We start from the raw sequence: 14,533 nt of genomic DNA, 5'->3' as shown, positions 1-14,533 counted from the left end.
CCATGGTGTCAAACGACATGTGAAGTGGCCGAGCCACTACCACGGGAGGAAGACAGCCCTCATGACCACGATTAGCGAAAAAGACACCAATGTCGATACTCAAGGTATTGATATTACCGATAGTGCCCAAGCGTACCTCGCGGAATTGCTGGAAAAGCAGAACGTTGAAGGCATCGCCGTGCGTATCTTTATTACCCAGCCGGGCACACCTTACGCAGAGACTTGCCTAGCCTATTGCCGCCCCGGCGAGGAAGAGCCGACGGATGTGCTGTTGGAACTTGAGAAGATCAACGTCTATCTCGACAAAAACAGTTTGGCCTTTTTGGAAGAAGCGGTAGTCGACTTCAATGCAGACCGGATGGGCGGTCAACTGACGATCAAAGCACCTAACGCTAAGATGCCGAAGGTAAACGCTAATAGCCCGCTTGAGGACCGCATTAACTACGTGCTCTACAGCGAGATCAATCCTGGGCTGGCGGCCCACGGCGGCGAAATTAAACTGGTTGAGCTAACTGAGCAGCAATACGCTGTCTTAGCTTTTGGCGGAGGTTGCCAAGGCTGCGCGGCGGTTGATTTAACCCTGAAAGATGGCGTTGAGAAAACCCTGATGGAGCGCATTCCAGAGCTTGCCGGTATTCGCGACGTTACCGATCACAGCGATACCACTAACGCCTACTACCGCTAAATTAGCGAGGGTAAGGCAAAAGCCCAGCTTCAATCGCTGGGCTTTTTTTCGTCTCCAGGTTGATTACTGGCCTGGCTCACTGTTCTTTTTTGAAAGCGCATCGGGGAGTGCCGTTAGCTGTGTTTGCAGCGCTTCCATGCGGCTCCAAAGCTTCTCTTGCCACGCTTGCTGTAGCGCAGCTTCGCGCTCGGCATGCTGCTGGGCTTGGCTGTTTAGCGCGGCTTCAGCCTCATTTAGCTGCTGGGTCAGCGCTTTCTCATGCGTCTCCAATACCGTCATATGCTGCTTCTGCTCACTTAGCTGTTGCTCGCGTTCACTGGCTTCAAGCTGTAGTTGATGCAGGGCCTGCTGCTTTGCCTTTAGCTCCTGACTCAATGTCTCAATACGCTGCTCAGACTGCTGCAGACGTTTTTGGAAATTCTTCTCTTCCTGGGCGCGTGCCTGCTGAGTGCTATCCAGCATCGCCATCAGCCTTCCTTCAGCTGCTTCATGGCGCTGCTCCTCTTGGGCTAAACGCTGCTCCCACGCTACCTGTTGCTCGCTGAGGGCGTTGCTATGTGCCTTGCGCTGTTCGCCTGCCTGGCTTTCTAACTGCTGTTGTACCTGCTTCAATTGAGTTACTTCTTCTTGCGCTGCTTCGGCTTTTTGATGCCAGTGATGTTCGCTGGTTTGGCTAGCGGCCAATTCTCGATTTAACGCCTCCATGCGCTGCTCCATATGACGCAAGTGCTCAGCGAGGGCGCTTTCACGCTGCTCGGCATTTGCCGCCTGCTGTTTAGCGTCTTCTGCGAGCTGCTGAGCGTTTTCCACTTGGCGATTGGCATCTTCGCGATAATGGAGCAGCGCTTGATTTGCTACCTCCTGAGCCTCGCGCCACAGCTCGCTGGCCATTGACACCACCGCTTCGGGCACCCCCTTTGGCGGCGGCACATCACGATTTTGCTCACGCTCGCTGCGCCATAAGCGGAAGTGGTCGCTAATCGTCGTGAAGCTGCCTGTGCCCAGCACGTCACGAATACGCTGCACGCTGGGTGTATCACCACGCTCCAAGAGCGCATCTATGGCGTGTTGAACATCACTGTATTGGATGCCGCTGCGGGCCATGTTGCCTTCCTTCCTTGTGTTCTTACTAGCGAGTTGTACTGCTGCGCTTGAGCAACCCTTTTTAAAGCCACCATTGTGGGTAGTTAAGCTATAAAAGGCAATTATTACGTATTACATATTACGTAATTATATTTATCCTACCGGTGATAAATTCAAGATTACTCGTCTTATCTTGAATTTATACAGCTATAAAGGCACACTTAAGGCCAGGTAATGTACAAACTGCTAAAAGAAGACTGCTAAAAAAAGAGAGCAGGGACGGGCGAGCATGGCGAACGAAGTTATTACACCTATTGATCAACTACTAATATTGCAAGAGTCGCCGAGAGGTGGGCTTATTAGCGCCCAAAGCGATGCCCAGGCAGTGACCGCGTGGCTTGAAGAGTACGTGGATAGCCCACAAACCTGGAAAGCCTACCGTCGCGAGTCGGAGCGACTGCTGCTCTGGCTGACTAGCCAAGGGCTTACGCTGAGGAATATAAATCGAGAAACACTGCGTCGGTTTGAGCTATTTCTTTCCGATCCTAACCCCAGTGACCAATGGGTGGGGCCATCCAAGCCACGTGCACATCCGGAATGGCGGCCGTTTCGTGGGCCCTTATCGCCCGCTAGCCGACGCCAGAGCTTGGTGATCCTGCAGGGTATGTTTGCCTGGCTGGTGGAAGCAGGGTGGGTTAGCCATAATCCGTTTCGCTTGATGCGCGACAAATCTCGGCGCTTAAATAATCAAACGCCGCGCGTTGAGCGCTATTTAGAAAGTGATTTGTGGGCGTGGCTGTGGGAGTGGTTGAATAGCCCGTTAGAGCCCGGGAAGGGCAGTCGTGCTTGTTTTGAACATGCTCGACGACGCTTTATCTTTGGTTTTGCCTATTTGCTGGCACCGCGCATTAGCGAGATGGCCGATGCGCGTATGGGAGATTTCCAGCGCAGCGAAGGGCGCTGGTGGTGGAGCGTAGTAGGCAAGGGCAGCAAGACGGCACGCATTCCGCTGCCTGACGATATGCTTGATTGTCTGCGACAGTGGCGCCATGCGTTGGAATTGCCTGAATATCCTGGTCAGTTTGACGCTGAAGCACCGGTGCTTCGCGCGCTGGATGGTCAGCGTGGTCTGGGCCATAACCAGCTTTATCGACTTATTCGCGCTACGTTTCTGCAGGCTGCGCAAGCACTTGAAGATAGCGACGGCGCACCGGAATATGTGACCGCACTTAAATTGGCAACACCACATTGGTTACGGCATACATCGATTACCCACCAGGCTCAATCAGGTATTAGTTTACGCCATCTGGCCGAAAGCGCTCGACACGCGCGCCTCGACACCACCTCACGCTATCTCCATAGCGAAGACGATGAGTGGCATCGCGAGCAGCAGCGCCACCGATTGACTGTTTCCTACGCAACTTCCCTCAAGACTCCTTCGAACCGTTATAATGGGCATAGTGAATAATCCTATGACTCAAAATGTCAGTCGCCAGTACAAGCCAATTTCAATTGAGAAGGAAATAGCATGAGCACTTCCGGCGCCGAACAGGCCCAGCAAGAGCTAATCGAAGATTTTGAGATATTCGATAACTGGATGGACCGTTATCAATACATTATCGATATGGGCAAACAGCTGCCTGATTTCCCCGATGCATGGAAAACCGAAGAGCTCAAAATTCAGGGCTGCCAGTCAAACGTTTGGATGCAGTGTGAAGAGGAGGGCGATAAGCTGGTTTTTAAAGCAACGTCCGATGCCGCTATCGTGTCCGGCCTGATTGCCATATTGCTGCGTATCTACAGTGACCGCACGGCAGGTGAAATCCTTGCCACCGAACCGCACTTTCTGGCTGATTTGGGATTAGACAAGCACCTCTCGCCGACGCGCAGCAATGGCTTACATGCCATGCTTGAGAAGATTTATCAGGTTGCTCAACAACACTAGCGGGAATGGTGATCGCGACAACAGGGCGATGGGAGATCCTCGTCTTCGCGGCAAAGCTGCTCGCTTCGACCGCCGGGTACCGGGTCCATACCACCTGGGTTGCCCGGGTGGCATTTGACGATGCGCTTCGCCGCCATCCAGCCACCTTTTAGCGGTCCATGCACCTGGATCGCTTCAATGGTGTAAGACGAACAGCTGGGCCAGAAACGACAGCGCGGGCCTAACAGTGGGCTGAGCGTATATTGATAGATTTTTACGCCGCCGATCATCACTTTCGTTAGTACCCATCGCGAGCGGGCTTGCAGTATTGATAGCCAGCGCCGCATGCTTAAGCGTTTCATGCTAGGACGAGGCTTTGTTGCCGTAGAGTTCATCGGGATCGATCAGCGGCGTACTGGTAATTGATGCCTGCTCTTGATCCACACCAATATAAAAACAGCTACGACGCCCGGTGTGACAAGCGGGGCCCGTTTGTTCGACTTGCAGCAGTAACGTGTCGCCATCGCAATCAAGCGCGGCGGAAACGAGTTGCTGCTGCTGACCCGATGACTCGCCTTTACGCCATAGCTTTCCCCGCGAACGTGAGTAGTAACAAACACGCTGCGTGGCTAACGTTTCATCCAGCGCTTGACGATTCATCCACGCCATCATCAACACTTCTTTTGAATCGTGCTGCTGGGCAATCGCAGGGATCAAGCCATCGGCATTAAAACGTACGGCCGCAAGCAGGGTTGCGACATTAGGCAGGTTATCTTCCGGGGTGGCACGTTCAAGCTGCTTAAATAGGGCGTCTGGAGCTACTTGGTCAAACCGGGACATACAATTTACTCGCTAGCTGGTTGGCAATTTAGCCTGCTCGACAATCCTGGCAAAGGCCTTGAAGCTCGATGGTTTGGCGTTCAACGTTAAACCCTTGGCTTTTTGCCAGTGCCGCCAACTGATCACTGATCTCATCCAAATGCAGCTCTTCTACATAACCGCAATGACGGCAAATAAGCAGCTGAAAACCATGCGCATGCTCAGGACAAGCACAGGCTACATAGGAGTTCTGCGACTCAATACGATGTACCAAGCCTTGATCGATTAAGAATTCGAGTGCTCGATAAACCGTCGGGGGCCGAGCGGCTGCGTGTTCGGTCGACAGCTTATCCAGCAGATCATACGCCTTCAGCCCGCCACCATTTTCGGCAATCAGCTCTAACACGCGTCGGCGAATGGGGGTAAAACGAACGCCGCGGATGTGACACTGAGACTCCGCCTGCTGCAAGAGGGTATTCGCTTGGGTCATGGGCAACTCGTTGAACGTTGTTAGCCTGGGCTCTCGTTTTTTGCAAACATCAGTCTACGCGTTGGCAGAGGTGGTGTCAGGGTTTTCTACCAACTCACTTTGCCGAGCAAAATGGTGCTGGGCGAAAGCGACACGCTGTTTTGGCGGTACGCCATCTGGCTGTCGTTCAATGAGGTCAAGGCGCCGACGGAGGCCTTCACCATTGGTCATTTGAATGGCGAGGCCTGGGCGTGCGTTGAGCTCAAGCAGCATCGGACCATACTTGCGATCCAACACCATATCGGTACCGAGATAACCCAGGCCAGTCATCTCGTAACAGCCCGCAGCCAAGTTGAGCAGCGTTTCCCACTGCGGCACTACCAGGCTTGCTAGGTCGTGTCCGGTATCAGGGTGGCTAAAGCAGGGCCGGTCAAACTGAACGGCGCGCAGCGCAGCACCTGTCGCAATGTTTAAGCCCACACCTACCGCGCCTTGGTGCAAGTTGGCCTTGCCGTCAGAGGCAGCGGTGGAAAGACGCATCATGGCCATGACGGGATACCCTTTGAAGACGATAACCCGAATATCAGGAACCCCTTCATAGGTGTAATCCATCAGGCTTTCATCGAAATTAATCAGCGTTTCAATCACTGCGACATCGGGCGAGCCGCCCAACGAATAGAGGCCCGAAAGGATATTCGATACGTGTCGCTCAATATCGGGAAGCGTTAGCTTGGCGCCACTGGGCTTGATAAAGGCATTATCTTCCACCTTTTCAATCACCAAAATGCCCTTACCACCGCTCCCCTTGGCAGGCTTAATCACAAAACCCGCGTGGCCAGTGAGCATTGCCCCAATGTGTTTAACCCCGAACTGCGTTGTCACGGTGCCGATCAATTCTGGCGACGTTATCCCATACTGCTGGGCCAGCAGCTTGGTTTTAAGTTTGTCATCCACTAAAGGGTAAAGGCGGCGTTTATTATAGCGTCCAATATAGCGAATATTACGCCGGTTCATGCCGATGATGCCCTTATCGCGCAAGCGCGTTGGCCAGGTCCAGTTTTTCAACCAGCTCATGAGAGTTTCTCATCATCAGTAATGGGCTTGAAACGACGCAGTTCCAATAAGCGGTAGCCGGTGTAATTACCTAATAGCAATATCAACGCCATTAGTATCAACTGAACGCCTAGGAAGTTGAACGTGATATGGCGCACCCACGGGTTATTCATCGCCAGGTAAGCAAGTACAGCGGTGATCAAGCTGCCACCACCTTGTATTAATACCTGCTTCGGACCCTCTTCCTCCCACAGGATCGACATCCTTTCAATCGTCCAGGCAAGAATAATCATCGGGAAGAACGTGATCGTTAAACCGGCACTTAGCCCCATACGGTAGGCTAAAACCGTAAAAATCGAGATAATGGCAATCACCGTTATGATTACCGCCGAGACCCTGGCGACCAGTAGCAAGTTCAAATAAGAGAGGTAGTTCCGAATAATCAAACCGATAGCGACGATAAGCAGAAAGCCAATCAAGCCGGTAGGTAGAGTGGTTTGAATGAAGGCGAGGGCGATCAATACCGGCATAAAGGTACCGGACGTTTTAATACCCACCAGTACGCGCAAAAACACCACCATTAACGCACCAATCGGAATCAGCAGGATGGTTTGGAACAGTGCTTGCTCTTCCAAAGGCAGGCTGTGAATCGAGAAATTCAACAGCGTATCTTCAGAGTAGTGATTGCGCACGGCCGCCGATGCTGGCTGTTCATGAGTCATCATCGAGAAAGTCACACGGGAATTAGTACCCCCTTGGACTTCTAGAACGGCTCGACCGCCTGTTTCCCACAACAACAAGTTATCTGGTTTGCCTTGTTCGCCAGTCAATGGATGGAAAATTGACCACTGCTCGCCAGACTCGTCAAACACCTGAATCCAGCTACTCAGTGTTTGGCGACGACGGCCATCTTCCAATAATAGACCGCTTACTTCACGCGCTAGTACGCCGGCTTGATTTAGCAAGCGTACTACCAGAGCGGCAGGATTCTCTTGAGATAGAAGTAGGCGGGCGTTCTCAGATTGCCCCTCGCCATTGATATCTCGGATCAGCTCTCGGGCGAAGGTAGCGTTATTCGCGCTGCGCGCCCAGGCTTGTTCAATGAGTTGGCTAGCCGCTGTATCGTAGGGGCTTTCCCAAGGTGTTGAGGGAGGCATCTCAGGCGGCGTTTGAGCAGGAGAACGGGCATCTTGTGATACCAGCATTTGTACGGAATAGTAAAGCGTTTGGCTGCCTGCCGCCTCGCGAATAGTCCACTGTGCGGTACGGCCGAATTCATCCGCCTGGTAGGCAAGACCATACCCTGATGATGCTGTATTTTCAGTTAATACACGGTAGCCTGCCTGATGAGAAGGCAGCGCCAGATCGACCTGAACAGGGCCATCCTGGGCATTAAAAGTAATGCCCGCTTCAATCTCCCATACTTGGCGCTGCTCACCGGGCAGCCAAGGAATTTCAAACTGCACATGGCGATGAACGCTGGTAGCAATACCGGCAACCATCAAAAGGCCGACAATAATATAAAACATTAACCGTGACATGGAGATTCCTTTCTGCGTAAAGCGCCAGGGGAGAGCAGTTATTCTTCAGTATCGTCTTCGTCTACTGCTTCATCTTCAGCAGCTTGATCGGCTGGCTCGCCACCAGGAAACTCGGGGCGGTCATGTAAATAGGTGTCTGCAACGTCAATGACCGCGATATCCATTAAGAAGCGCCGCCCAAGTAAAACCGGGTACTCTAAATGTGAGCGGTCATTAAGAGTGAACTCGACGTTTTCACGGATGGGGCCTAACGTCATTAATAGCGAAATTACTGGGCGCGATTCCTCACCGGAGGCCTGAAGAATGCGAACTCTGCGCACAATAGGCGCCTCAACCCATTCATCACGCTGCGACTCAACGGCCACATCGTCATCATTGAGGGCTAGCTTAAAACGCACCCAGTCTTCACCATCACGTTCAAAGCGGGTGATTTCGGCGGCTGACAGTGATGACGTATTAGCCCCGGAATCGACGCGCGCTTTTAGATAAGTCCCCAAACTCGGCAGGCCTACCCATTCACTACGACCAAGGAGTGTTTTGGTGCTTAGCGTTTCATCAACTTCACACTCTTCACGAATGATGACAGGTTCTGCACCACGGGCTTCTAACTGCTGGACATTTTGGCGTAGTGAGCGCAATAAACTGCCGACCTCACGTATGTCCGCAGTGAGTACTTGTTGTTGATCAAGCTGGCGTGCCTGCTGATCAGAATGAACAGTGCATTGATGCGCTAGCTGGCTTTCTAGCTCTAGGATACGGGAGTTGAATGAGGCTTCGCTGAGAGGTGGCGGTTGATTAGTTTCCGGCTGGGTTGCTGCGCAACCTGCGATTGAAAGCGACAAGCCAGCTATTAGCCACAAAACACCTGGGCGCATAACGAGAGATATCCTTGGAAATAGGTGGGGGAATGATAAGGAGAAGGGAGACTAGTGTCCAACGCCATCACAGATTTTCGTTGAACAATTACAATCACATAGTTTAATTATTATCTTATTTAACATAATATATATTAAGCGAACCCAGGGAATCCGAAACAGCGAAGGTATCGAGCCTGTGTGCTTCCACACAAAGCGCTTAATTTCCACAAAAACTACTTAACAGGCGTATTGCCACCTAAGGTTCTAAATTTTATGTGATTAAGTACTTTGTATGGTCCTACATTTATGAAATGCTAAAACAAGTGCCGTCTTGGATTGGCTTTAGCCCAAGTTTATTCGTAAACCTAACTTCCCAAGCCCGCTGAGACGAAAGTGAACAGTACGAACCCACCAATAAACGCCACGATGGATCCATGTGTGTCGCCCGCGGTCTCGTGCGCTTCATTAAGCATGTCTTCTACGGCGGCAACAGTGAGTAGGCCTGCCGCAAAGACAAGCCCCGTCATTTGTAATGCTTCGCTCTGATTCCGAAGGAGATAATAAGCAACTATCGCTGCACTAAGCACGGGGATGAAGAACAGAGCCGAGAGCATCATCCGCTGCGTCCGCGGAACCCCCTTTTCTTTCATATTCGCAATGGTCGCGTATCCTTCCGGGGCATCTGCCAGAACTTGCCCCAACGCGAGCACAACTGCCATCGACAAAGCAACCGCTGAACCAGTACCTATCAACAGACCGTCACTGAACAGGTCGATGGACACTGCGATATAGATCATCCATATGCCTCGGCTGGCATTGCTCGTCTGGCCTTGAGATTGTTGCACTCTGTCCACGGCTGCTTCGATAACGATATACGCGATCCCACCCAGCCCAAACGCCACTCCTACGGCCCAACCTGAGAGAACAGACAGGGCCCCCGGCATGATTTCAATGGAAACAACCGCGAGGACTATTCCGGATGCAGCATGTAATGCTTTGTTTAGTCGAGCCTTTGGCGTCCCGGTAAATTCTGCTATTAGACCGCCGGCTAGGTTCCCTACCGCAGGGAGTAACGCCAGGCCGAGCACTGTCCATATTTCTTGCATCAGCCTCTCCAGGTCATCACCAGATCGTCGTCACTCCAAACGACGACAAGGAGTGATATCAGAACAAGTATTACAAGCCCAACGGCTGCTCCCAGCGCCGAAGTGACACCGCGAGCTGGCGTGCCCCCTTATGTGTGTAGCGGAATTGGCCTGTCCTCGGCCTTCCCTATCAGCGCTTGATGCGGAGTTGTAGTGGCCGCGCTATTAGTGTCCCTTATGCACGCGTCAGGTAGTGGACGCTAAACAAACTATTCGCATCGGTCCAGGACGAGAGCGCCTCAAATCCCGCACGACCCGCCAACGCCTGAAACCCCTCGACCGTGTATTTGTAAGAGTTTTCAGTGTGAATCGTTTCCCCTTCCAGAAAACTGAAGCGCTCCCCTTCAATAGTGACGACTTGAGGCAACTGACTGACCAGATGCATCTCGATACGGGAATGCTCTTCGTTGAAGAACGCCTGATGGGCAAAATTTGCGGGATCTATTTTAGCGTGCAGCTCATGCCGCACCCTTTCCAGTAGATTCAGGTTGAATGCTGCCGTCACACCTGCTGCATCGTTGTAGGCGGCTTCAAGAGTCGCCTTGTCTTTGACCAGGTCGATTCCTACCAACAATCCACTGCCGGTGGGCAATAAAGAATGCAGCCCGCGCAGGAAATCTTCAGCGGCTTGTGGGTCGAAGTTGCCGATACTGGAGCCAGGAAAGAAGCCGACCGGTCGTTCACAGCATAGTCCGTCCGGTAACTCCATGTTGCAGGAGAAATCGGCACAGGCTGCATGCACTTCAAGCCATGGGTAGTCAGCAGCCAGCCGTCGTGTGCTGTCGAGCAGGAAATCCCGTGAGATATCGATTCCCAGATAACTGGTAGGACGCATGGCTTCCAATAGAAGCCGTACTTTACGGCTCGCCCCGCTGCCAAGCTCGATCAACGTCGCCTCATGCCCGGCTATCGTCGCTATCTCATCGGCGGCCTCAGCGAGTATCGTCTCCTCGGTCCGTGTCGGATAGTACTCCGGTTGCTTACAAATGCGATCGAATAACTCAGAACCACGCTGATCATAGAAGAACTTTGGCGAGGCGAATTTCTGATCGGCTCTGAATCCCGTCAGTATCTCATCGCGAAGCGATGTCGAGGCTGGGGTCGGGTGCAAGTCGTGGAATTGTACGGCCAGGCTCATGATCAGCTCTCCTTAGCAAGACGAAAACCGGAAAATGCCCAACGGGCATGAGGTGGGAAAAAATTACGATAGGTAGCGCGGATGTGATCTTCCGGGGTGGCACAACAGCCTCCTCGAAGTACCATCTGCCCCGACATGAACTTGCCGTTGTATTCACCTAAGCTGCCCGGCAACTTGCGAAACCCTGGATAGGGCCGATAGGCACTGCCGGTCCACTCCCAAACATCACCGAACATCTGTCTCGGCCCCTCGCTGGATCCGACCGGGGAAGCCGCGACCGGCTGAAGATGGCCTTGTTCGACGAAGTTGCCTTGCAGGGGGACTTGTCGAGCGACCGTCTCCCACTCGGCCTCGGTAGGCAGGCGTGCTCCGGCCCATTGGGCATAGGCATCGGCCTCGTAGAAGCTGACATGGCAAACCGGCGCATTCACGTCCACTGGCACCAGCCCGCCTAACGTATAATGATGCCAGACGCCGTCCCGCTCGACCCAGTAAAGTGGCGCCTTCCAGCCTTCCGCCTTGACCGTGGCCCAGCCATCCGACAGCCAATAGTCAGGTTTGTCGTATCCCCCCGCCTGTATGAACGTGAGGAATTCGCCATTGGTAACTGGACGGTCAGCGATCTGGAAAGCCTCAATGAATTGACGATGACGCCCCATTTCGTTGTCGTAGGCAAAATTGCTATCGGCGGCGTCATGGCCTATCTGCCGCACGCCGGCTGGATAGGCGTGCCAACCGAGCTCACCGACCTCATCGGCGGGTGCCGACACAAGATCACCTCGATAGACTGGGCAGAGCGGGTTCTGGGCCAGAATATGCTTGATATCCATGAACAGCAGTTCCTGATGTTGCTGCTCGTGAGGCAACCCCAGTTGCAGACGATGTAGGATTTCCTGCACGTGTTCCTGCGGAGGGTCATTGAGCAACTCTTCGATAGCCCGGTCAATATGCGCACGATAGCGATAGACGTCATCCACCGTGGGCCGCGAAATCATGCCGCGTTCTGGACGAGGAAACGGCGTACCGTGGGTCTCATAATAAGAGTTGAAAAGATAATCGTATGCGGGGTCGAGGGTTTGGTAGGTGGGATGAAACGGCTTCAGGATGAATGCTTCGAAGAACCAACTAACATGAGCAATGTGCCATTTGGGGGGACTGACGTCTGGCATGCTCTGCACCATGTAGTCTTCCTTATACAGAGGCTCACATATTGCCTCGGTGGCGGCACGGACCCGCTGGTACGCACGCAGCCACTCCTTGGTATGAATACTATCGGCTGTTTCGATAGCTAAATCTTGAATACCTGACATAGCTGACTCCCTCCAAGTTTTACTCCGGTTAGCTTGATTAGCAGGCCGGCACCTAGGCTCAGTAATAAAACAAAAAGCAGAGTCAACAGCTTCATGCGAATCCCTCGCCTCATTGGCCAGCAAATCCTTGCCGTAAATTACAACGTAGTAGGCTTGACCAGCACATTTATACGAGCGTAGATATCAAACCTGAATGTAGACTGAATATGCTGCCTAAAACATGGTACAAAAAGTAACAAACTGCAAGGTGGGTGCTGTCTCTGAGTGCAACACTACATAATAGACGGCGGCTGGGTTTCATGGTGCTTCACCAATAACACTTATTAGATCAGTCAATTAGCTCAACAATCTCATTTAGGATACTAACGATCTGTGACTCGCTTTAGAGTGAATTCTTTATGTCGTTTTACGGTTATCCTGTTTCCAGCCCTATAACCCTAACTACGCCTGCATCTATTTAAGCGTATTGCTATATGCCGAATTAAGTATTTTGCGTGGGTAATTCAGTGGGAGCCCTCGATGAAAGTCTTTTTTGAATTAATTAAGTACTTTGTGTGAACTTGCGACTGTAAGATATTGATATACGTTGTGCGATAATCATTCTTTTGAGTGGTCATCTAGGCCTCCAGCCTGAATTCGTTCAGCTATAAAAAAAGCAGCCTCTGTTTTCAGGCTGCTTTCCCATGTCAAGCTGTCGAGTTTTAAATGCTTTATTATTCTGAAGCTGCGTAGGAGCCATCTTCCTGGTGAACTTCGTTACCGGTAATCGGCGGTGTAAACACACATGCTAGGTGCATGGTTTTATGCGCACGCAGCAGATGTTCATCATGCTGGTCGAGGATATAGATATCACCCGGTTTGATAGGCCAAATCTTGCCATCAGCGAGTGTTTCTACCTCGCCTTCGCCTTCAATGCAGTACACAGACTCATAGTGATGTTTGTAATGAATATGTGTCTCAGTGCCTTCGAAAATTCGAGTGATATGGAAAGAAAACTGTCCACCGTCGTTGGCCAACACCAGGCGCGTGCTGTCCCAGTTACCATTTTCAGCGGTAACGAGACGTTCTGTTTTGCGCGCTTCTTCAAGATTACGAACGATCATAGAAGTACTCCGTATCAGAGCGGCTGGCGACTACCAGCCGCTGTATCCCTAATTTAAAACATTAAGGGCTTACCCTTTATCCTAGCCTCAAATTACTCGCTAGCAACTGCTTTCACGCACATTTCAAGAATATCCAGGCCTTCCAGCAAGTCTTCATCGCTGATAGTAAGCGGGCAAAGACACTTAACCACCTCGCCATCCTGACCACTGGTCTCGATCACTAGGCCATGCTCAAAGGCTTTGCTGGTAATTTTATCAGCGATATCGCCAGACACTACGTCAATGCCGCGCATTAGACCACGGCCACGCTCAGTGGCAGGCTTACCACTTTCCGTCAATAGCGCCGCCAGTTTCTGGAATCGCTCTTCTACAATATGCCCTTTACGCTGAACATCACGCTCAAAAGTGTCATTGGACCAGTATTTTTTTAACGCTGCGGTCGCTGTCACCATTGCTAGGCTGAAACCACGGAAGGTGCCGTTATATTGACCGGGTTTCCATTTATCCAACTCTGGGCGCATCAGCACATGCGCAAACGGCAGGCCAAAACCGGAGAGTGACTTCGAGTTAGTAATAATGTCGGGCGTAATACCGGCATGTTCGAAGCTAAAGAATTTACCTGTTCGACCACAGCCAGCTTGGATATCATCAATAATCAGCAAAATATCGTGGGCACGGCAAATGCTTTCCAGGCGCTTAAGCCAATCCAGCCCTGCCACATTGATGCCGCCCTCGCCTTGCACGGTTTCAATGATGACACCAGCTGGAATATCCAGCCCACCAGACTTGTCGCTCAGCAGTTTTTCAAAGTAATCCAGCGTGTCGGTATGCTCGCCCATATAGCCATCATAAGGCAGGAAGCTCGCGCCTTGAGTAAGTATGCCACCAGTGGCTTCACGGAACTTACGGTTACCGGTAGTCGCCAGCGCACCCATAGTGACGCCATGGAACCCATTGGTAAACGTCACGATATTGTGGCGGCCTTTAGCAACACGGGCGAGACGGATAGCGGCCTCTACCGCATTGGTGCCTGTTGGCCCAGGCAGATGCACTTTGTAGTCAAGGCCGCGTGGCTTGAAGATAACTTCTTCGAGCGTTTCCAAATAATCACGCTTGGCATTGGTCCACATGTCTAGGCCGTGCACCACACCATCCGTTGACAGGTAATCAATCATTGCCTGCTTCATGTGCGGGTTATTGTGACCGTAGTTAAGAGTGCCCGCGCCGGCGAGGAAATCAATGTACTCACGGCCGTTCTCATCGGTTAAGCGCGCATTTTGCGCTTTGGTAAACACCACCGGAAATGAACGAGAATAAGTACGTACATTGGATTCCATGCGTTCAAGCGTCTGGGTCTGCATTAGCGACCTCCTTAGTTGATCATATTGCCATTAAGCGTTGCTAGC

General features: G+C 52.0%; 15 protein-coding genes. 3 read left to right on the top strand and 12 right to left on the bottom strand.

Annotation, left to right across the window (positions count from 1 at the left end):
• Positions 1-61: 61 nt before the first annotated feature.
• Positions 62-685 (top strand): Fe-S biogenesis protein NfuA, encoded by a 624-nt coding sequence (nfuA, locus tag ACW44H_RS09690; protein WP_113267856.1) that lies wholly within the window; start codon positions 62-64, stop codon positions 683-685.
• Positions 686-748: 63 nt separating this feature from the next.
• Here the strand turns inward: nfuA and ACW44H_RS09685 are convergent, their stop codons facing one another.
• A complete protein-coding gene (locus ACW44H_RS09685; protein ID WP_457508818.1) occupies positions 749-1,789 on the bottom strand; it encodes a DNA-binding protein in 1,041 nt (346 codons plus the stop codon).
• A gap of 268 nt (positions 1,790-2,057) precedes the next feature.
• On the opposite strand from ACW44H_RS09685, the gene ACW44H_RS09680 reads away from it, so the two are divergent.
• Together ACW44H_RS09680 and ACW44H_RS09675 are read left to right on the top strand one after the other, a co-directional pair.
• On the top strand, positions 2,058-3,236 hold the full coding sequence (locus ACW44H_RS09680) for a tyrosine-type recombinase/integrase (protein ID WP_457508816.1): 1,179 nt from the start codon (positions 2,058-2,060) through the stop codon (positions 3,234-3,236).
• A 60-nt stretch (positions 3,237-3,296) separates the two neighbouring features.
• Positions 3,297-3,713: a SufE family protein gene (locus ACW44H_RS09675; RefSeq protein WP_113267859.1), complete on the top strand. Its 417-nt coding sequence runs from the start codon at positions 3,297-3,299 to the stop codon at positions 3,711-3,713.
• On the opposite strand, the gene yidD is transcribed toward ACW44H_RS09675, so the two are convergent.
• From yidD to ectB, 11 genes are all read right to left on the bottom strand, one after another.
• The gene (gene yidD, locus ACW44H_RS09670; protein WP_457508987.1) at positions 3,710-4,039 is read right to left on the bottom strand and encodes a membrane protein insertion efficiency factor YidD; all 330 of its coding nucleotides are present in this window, start codon (positions 4,037-4,039) and stop codon (positions 3,710-3,712) included. The two genes, ACW44H_RS09675 and yidD, sit on opposite strands and share 4 nt — an antisense overlap.
• 16 nt (positions 4,040-4,055) lie before the next feature.
• A complete protein-coding gene (gene hisI, locus ACW44H_RS09665) occupies positions 4,056-4,532 on the bottom strand; it encodes a phosphoribosyl-AMP cyclohydrolase (RefSeq protein WP_457508814.1) in 477 nt (158 codons plus the stop codon).
• Between the two features lie 28 nt (positions 4,533-4,560).
• Positions 4,561-5,001, bottom strand: coding sequence for a transcriptional repressor (locus ACW44H_RS09660; protein ID WP_113267861.1), 441 nt, complete (start codon positions 4,999-5,001; stop codon positions 4,561-4,563).
• Positions 5,002-5,055: 54 nt separating this feature from the next.
• Positions 5,056-6,054 carry an alpha-L-glutamate ligase-like protein gene (locus ACW44H_RS09655; RefSeq protein ID WP_113267862.1) on the bottom strand — a complete coding sequence of 333 codons (999 nt, stop codon included), beginning with the start codon at positions 6,052-6,054 and terminating at the stop codon, positions 5,056-5,058.
• A complete protein-coding gene (locus ACW44H_RS09650) occupies positions 6,051-7,574 on the bottom strand; it encodes an inactive transglutaminase family protein (protein ID WP_113267863.1) in 1,524 nt (507 codons plus the stop codon). Before ACW44H_RS09650 ends, ACW44H_RS09655 begins: the two co-directional genes overlap by 4 nt.
• Positions 7,575-7,612: 38 nt before the next feature.
• On the bottom strand, positions 7,613-8,449 hold the full coding sequence (locus ACW44H_RS09645) for an ATP-dependent zinc protease family protein (protein WP_457508811.1): 837 nt from the start codon (positions 8,447-8,449) through the stop codon (positions 7,613-7,615).
• Positions 8,450-8,796: 347 nt separating this feature from the next.
• Positions 8,797-9,537: a ZIP family metal transporter gene (locus ACW44H_RS09640; protein ID WP_457508809.1), complete on the bottom strand. Its 741-nt coding sequence runs from the start codon at positions 9,535-9,537 to the stop codon at positions 8,797-8,799.
• Between the two features lie 214 nt (positions 9,538-9,751).
• Positions 9,752-10,714, bottom strand: a complete 963-nt coding sequence (gene egtD / locus ACW44H_RS09635; protein WP_457508807.1) for an L-histidine N(alpha)-methyltransferase — start codon at positions 10,712-10,714, stop codon at positions 9,752-9,754.
• A gap of 2 nt (positions 10,715-10,716) precedes the next feature.
• Positions 10,717-12,024, bottom strand: coding sequence for an ergothioneine biosynthesis protein EgtB (egtB, locus tag ACW44H_RS09630; RefSeq protein WP_457508805.1), 1,308 nt, complete (start codon positions 12,022-12,024; stop codon positions 10,717-10,719).
• Between the two features lie 713 nt (positions 12,025-12,737).
• Positions 12,738-13,127, bottom strand: coding sequence for an ectoine synthase (locus ACW44H_RS09625; protein WP_113267868.1), 390 nt, complete (start codon positions 13,125-13,127; stop codon positions 12,738-12,740).
• A gap of 92 nt (positions 13,128-13,219) precedes the next feature.
• Positions 13,220-14,488 carry a diaminobutyrate--2-oxoglutarate transaminase gene (gene ectB, locus ACW44H_RS09620; protein ID WP_457508803.1) on the bottom strand — a complete coding sequence of 423 codons (1,269 nt, stop codon included), beginning with the start codon at positions 14,486-14,488 and terminating at the stop codon, positions 13,220-13,222.
• Positions 14,489-14,533 lie beyond the last annotated feature (45 nt).

The organism is Vreelandella sulfidaeris Esulfide1, assembly GCF_054072535.1.
Note: the sequence above shows the minus strand (reverse complement) of the source record. Positions and strands in the feature narration are given on the sequence as shown.